General features: G+C 72.0%; 2 protein-coding genes and 1 pseudogene. 2 read left to right on the top strand and 1 reads right to left on the bottom strand.

The features are described from left to right. Nucleotides 1-613 (bottom strand): GNAT family N-acetyltransferase (locus tag DKL51_RS02530; protein WP_124811687.1); only part of this gene is annotated, 613 nt, incomplete at its 3' end. A 145-nt stretch (nt 614-758) separates the two neighbouring features. On the opposite strand from DKL51_RS02530, the gene gltB reads away from it, so the two are divergent. Then, nucleotides 759-5,441, top strand: coding sequence for a glutamate synthase large subunit (gltB, locus tag DKL51_RS02525; protein WP_109942823.1), 4,683 nt, complete (start codon nt 759-761; stop codon nt 5,439-5,441). Continuing rightward, a pseudogene (locus tag DKL51_RS02520) lies at nt 5,434-5,917 on the top strand (hypothetical protein); the annotation flags it as partial. The gene gltB and the pseudogene DKL51_RS02520, both read left to right, overlap by 8 nt.

Below are 5,917 nucleotides of genomic sequence, written 5' to 3'. Positions count from 1 at the left end.
CGGAGGGGGCGCTGGCCAGCGCCCCCTCCGTGGGGGTCTCGGCGAGCACCGAGATGCGCCGGCCGTCGGTGATCCGTCCGCCCTCCTCGTCCAGGGCGGCCACGTCGAGCCGGGCGACCGCCGCGTCACGCTCGGCCGGTCCGGCCTCCCCGCGCGCGGTGCCGGCGTTGGAGAAGCCGACCGCCGCGACGGCCCGCCGGATGGCGACGTCCCTGGCGAAGCCGGGGGTCGCCGGGTCCAGCACCCGCGCCGGTACGTCGCTGAGCGTCGCCGGGTCGGGCAGCTGCGCCGGGTCCAGCACCATGAGCGGCGCCTCCAGCACGTTCAGCCCCGCCGAGCGGGCCACCGCGAGCAGGTCGGGCGTGGTCTCGTGGACCCATTCGAAGGCCTCCGGCAGGCCCAGTTCGCGCTGGCGGGCCCGGACGGCGGTGACGTCGGCGAGCGACGGCGGCGCGGTGGCGTCGAGCCGCGGGCGGGCGTAGAACGGCCAACCGGCACCATCGCGGACGAAGAGCACGAGGCTGCCGTACTCCTCGCTTCGGGCACCGTCGCGGGGCACCGCGTCGTAGAAACGCTCCAGCCGGTCGAAGAGTTCGGTGCGTACGAGATCCACCGCGCGAGACTACCCTTCCCAGATTCTGGAAGTGTGATCAATCTGAACTGGCCTTGTGCCCGCCGCCCTAACGTAGACTCAATAGACCGTGCAGGGCCGACGTCGTCCCGACCATGATCCAACCTGAGTGACGACAGGAGCCCCGGTGGCCTTTTCGCACCCCCTCAGCCCCCAGTCGGCCCCGACCGCGTCCGGGCTCTACGACCCTGCGCAGGAGCACGACGCGTGCGGTGTCGCCTTCGTGGCCGACCTGCACGGGCGACGGTCGCACGAGGTCGTCGCGAACGGTCTCGGCGCGCTCTGCCGGCTCGACCACCGGGGTGCCCGGGGTGCGGAGCACAACACCGGTGACGGCGCCGGGATCATGATCCAGGTGCCGGACGCGTTCCTGCGGGCTGTGGCGGATTTCCCGCTGCCGCCCGCCGGCCAGTACGCGACCGGCCTGGTCTTCCTGCCCGACGACGACGCCGGCGAGGCCCTGGCCCGCCGGGTGGTGGAGAAGTACGCCCTGGTCGAGGGGGCCGACGTGCTCGGCTGGCGGGACATCCTGACCGACCCGAGCGGCCTGGGCGAGACGGCGCTCGCCGCGATGCCCCGGGTCCGCCAGCTCTTCCTCGCCGCCCACCGGCTCACCGACTCGCCCGCCGGGCCGGCCGGCTCCCCGCTGTCCGGGCTCGACCTGGACCGGGTGGCGTTCTGCGTCCGTAAGCAGGCCGAGCGGGAGACCGCCGAGCGGGGCGTGGCGGCGTACTTCCCGTCGCTGTCCAGCCGGACCATGGTCTGGAAGGGCATGCTCACCCCGGACCAGCTCCCGGCGTACTACCCGGAGCTGACCGACGAGCGGGTGGTCAGCGCGATCGCGCTGGTGCACTCGCGCTTCTCCACCAACACCTTCCCGTCGTGGCCGCTGGCCCACCCGTACCGGTTCATCGCGCACAACGGTGAGATCAACACGATCCGCGGCAACCGGAACTGGATGCAGGCCCGCGAGGCGCTGCTGCGCAGCCCGAACGTCCCGGGCAACATCCGCCGGGTCTTCCCGGTCTGCACCCCGGGCGCCTCCGACTCGGCGAACTTCGACGAAGTCCTGGAGCTGCTGCACCTGTCCGGGCGGAGCCTGCCGCACGCGGTGCTGATGATGATCCCGGAAGCGTGGGAGAACGACCCGGACATGCGCGCCGACAAGCGCGCCTTCTACCGGTTCCACGCCAGTCTCATGGAGCCGTGGGACGGCCCCGCCTCGGTGGCCTTCACCGACGGCGAGATCGTCGGCGCGGTGCTGGACCGCAACGGGCTGCGCCCCGGTCGCTGGTGGCGTACCGAGGACGGGCTCGTGGTGCTCGGCAGCGAGGCGGGCGTGCTCGACCTGGACCCGGCCCGGGTGGTCGCCAAGGGGCGGCTCCAGCCGGGGAAGATGTTCCTGGTCGACACCGTCAACCACCGGATCGTCTCCGACGACGAGATCAAGACCGAGCTGGCCGCCCAGCGGCCGTACGACGAGTGGCTGCACGCCGGCCTGATCGAGCTGGGCGACCTGCCGCCGCGGGAGCACATCGTCTACACCCACGACTCGGTGCGGCGCCGGCAGCAGACCTTCGGCTACACCGAGGAGGAGCTGAAGATCCTCCTCGCGCCAATGGCGCGGGCCGGCGCGGAGCCGATCGGCTCGATGGGCACCGACACCCCGATCGCGCCGCTGTCCACCAAGCCGCGGCTGCTCTACGACTACTTCCACCAGCTCTTCGCCCAGGTCACCAACCCGCCGCTGGACGCCATCCGCGAGGAACTGGTGACCAGCCTGCAGTCCACCATCGGCCCGGAGGGCAACCTGCTCGACCCGGGCCCGGCGAGCTGCCGGCAGATCGTGCTGCCGTACCCGGTGATCGACAACGACGAGCTGGCCAAGATCCTCTCCATCGACGAGGACGGCGACCTGCCCGGCTTCAAGGCGGTCCGGGTGTCCGGGCTCTACCGGGTGCGCGACGGCGGAGCCGGCATCAAGGCCCGGCTGACGGAGATCTGCCGGCACGTCTCCGAGGCGATCGAGGACGGGGTGCGGATCCTGGTCCTGTCGGACCGGGACTCCAACGCCGACCTGGCGCCGATCCCGTCGCTGCTGCTCACCGCGGCGGTGCACCAGCACCTGGTGCGGGAGCAGACGCGTACCCAGGTGGCGCTGATCGTGGAGTCCGGCGACTGCCGCGAGGTGCATCACGCGGCGGTGCTGATCGGGTACGGCGCCGCGGCGGTCAACCCGTACCTCGCCTTCGAGTCGGTGGAGGACATGGTCTCCACCGGCGCCCTGGTCGGCGTGGACCCGGCCAAGGCGATCCGCAACTACGTCAAGGCGCTCGGCAAGGGTGTCCTGAAGATCATGTCCAAGATGGGCATCTCGACCGTGTCGTCGTACTGCGGCGCGCAGGTCTTCGAGGCGGTCGGCCTGGACACCCGCCTGGTCGAGCGGTACTTCCGAGGCACCCCGAGCAAGATCAGCGGGATCGGGTTGAACGAGATCCACGCCGAGGTGGCCGCCCGGCACGCCGTGGCCTGGCCGGCCCCGGGCGCGCAGAGCTCCGACCGGCTGGAGGTCGGTGGCGAGTACCAGTGGCGCCGCGAGGGTGAGCTGCACCTGTTCAACCCGGAGACGGTCTTCCTGCTCCAGCACGCCACCCGCAGCCGGCAGTACGACGTCTTCCGGCAGTACACCGCCAAGGTGGACGACCTGGCCGCGAAGGCCGGCTCGCTGCGCGGCCTGTTCACTCTGCGCACCGGGGTACGCCCGCCGGTGCCGCTGGACGAGGTCGAGCCGGCCACCGAGATCGTCAAGCGGTTCGCCACCGGCGCCATGTCGTACGGGTCGATCTCGGCGGAGGCGCACGAGACCCTCGCCATCGCGATGAACCGCCTCGGCGGCAAGTCCAACACCGGTGAGGGCGGCGAGGACGTCGACCGGTTGCACGACCCGGCCCGCCGCTCCGCGGTGAAGCAGATCGCCAGCGGCCGGTTCGGCGTGACCAGCGAGTACCTGGTCAACGCCGACGACCTGCAGATCAAGATGGCCCAGGGCGCCAAGCCCGGCGAGGGTGGCCAGCTGCCCGGCAACAAGGTCTGGCCGTGGATCGCCCGTACCCGGCACGCCACCCCGGGCGTCGGCCTGATCTCCCCGCCGCCGCACCACGACATCTACTCCATCGAGGACCTCGCCCAGCTCGTGCACGACCTGAAGTGCGTCAACCCGGCCGCCCGGGTGCACGTCAAGCTGGTCAGCGAGGTCGGCGTGGGTACGGTCGCGGCCGGCGTCGCCAAGCTCAAGGCGGACGTCATCCTGATCTCCGGGCACGACGGCGGCACCGGCGCGTCCCCGCTGAACTCGCTCAAGCACGCCGGCACCCCGTGGGAGCTGGGGCTGGCCGAGGCGCAGCAGACGCTGCTGCTCAACAAGCTCCGCGACCGGGTCACCGTGCAGGTCGACGGGCAGCTCAAGACCGGCCGGGATGTGCTCATCGCGGCGCTGCTCGGCGCCGAGGAGTTCGGCTTCGCCACCGCCCCGCTGATCGTCGAGGGCTGCGTGATGATGCGGGTCTGTCACCTGGACACCTGTCCGGTCGGCATCGCGACGCAGAACCCGGTGCTGCGCGAGCGGTTCACCGGCAAGCCGGAGTTCGTGGAGAACTTCTTCCTCTTCCTCGCCGAGGAGGTCCGGGGCTACCTGGCCGAGCTGGGCTTTCGCAGCATCGAGGAGGCCATCGGGCAGACCGAGCTGCTCGACGTCACCCCGGCGATCGAGCACTGGAAGGGGCACGGGCTCGACCTGGCGCCCGTACTGCGCCTGCCGGAGCTGCCGGCGGACGCCGCGCGGCGCGGGATCCGGGCCCAGGACCACGGCCTGGAGCTGGCGCTGGACAATGAGCTGATCGCGCTCGCCGAGCCGGCGCTGCGGGACCGCACGCCGGTCCGGGTCGAGGTGGCCGTGCGCAACGAGCACCGCAGCGTCGGGGCCATGCTCGGCGGGGAGGTGACCCGCCGCTTCGGCGGCGAGGGCCTGCCCACCGACACCATCGAGTTCCTGCTGCGCGGCACCGCCGGCCAGTCGTTCGGTGCGTTCCTGCCGCGCGGGGTCACCCTGCGGCTGCACGGCGACGCCAACGACTACGTCGGCAAGGGCCTCTCCGGCGGGCGGATCATCGTCCGCCCGGACACCGACGCCCCCTTCGTCGGGGACGACGCCGAGCCGGGGGAGCGCGCCGAGGACCAGATCATCGCCGGCAACACCATCCTGTACGGGGCTACCGACGGTGAGGTGTTCCTGCGTGGCCGGGTGGGCGAGCGCTTCGCGGTGCGCAACTCGGGCGCGGTGGCGGTCGTCGAGGGCGTCGGCGACCACGGCTGCGAGTACATGACCGGCGGCACGGTGGTGGTGCTCGGCGAGACGGGGCGTAACTTCGCCGCCGGCATGTCCGGCGGGACGGCGTTCGTCTGGAACCTGGACCGGCGCCTGGTCAACACCGAGCTGGTCGACCTCTCGCCGCTGCGCGAGGAGGAGCGGGACCGGCTGCACGAGCTGGTGCAGCGGCACTTCGCCGAGACCGACTCGGCGGTTGCCGAGGAGCTGTTGAAGCGCTGGCCGGAGGCGGTGGAGGAGTTCACCGCCGTGGTGCCCCGGGACTACCGCCGGGTGCTGGAGATCATGCGGGCCGCCGAAGCCGCCGGCCGTGACGTCGATGACGCGGTCATGAAAGAACTGACGGCGCCGGCTGAGCCGGCCCAACCGGCGCTGCCGGTGCCGCCCGCTCAGCGGGTGGTCGCCCAGGAGGTGGCTCGTGCCTGACCCGAACGGTTTTCTGCGCTACGACCGGCGGTTGCCCGCGCGCCGGCCGGTGCCGGTGCGGATCCGCGACTGGCGGGAGGTCTACCCGCCCGCCGGTGAGGAGCTGATCCGCGAGCAGGCCACCCGCTGCATGGACTGCGGCATCCCGTTCTGCCACGACGGCTGCCCGCTGGGCAACCGCATCCCGGACTGGAACGACCTGGTCCGTACCGGCAACTGGGACGCCGCGGTGGAGTCGCTGCACGCCACCAACAACTTCCCGGAGTTCACCGGTCGGCTCTGCCCGGCGCCGTGCGAGGCGGCCTGCGTGCTCGGCCTCGGCGGCCAGCATGATCTCCAGCACCCGGCGGTAGTCCCGGGGCACCACGGCGGTGAACTCCTCCACCGCCTCCGGCCAGCGCTTCAACAGCTCCTCGGCAACCGCCGAGTCGGTCTCGGCGAAATGCCGCTGCACCAGCTCGTGCAGCCGGTCCAGC

The organism is Micromonospora globispora (assembly GCF_003857015.1).
Lineage (GTDB): Bacteria > Actinomycetota > Actinomycetes > Mycobacteriales > Micromonosporaceae > Micromonospora > Micromonospora globispora.
Note: the sequence above shows the minus strand (reverse complement) of the source record. Positions and strands in the feature narration are given on the sequence as shown.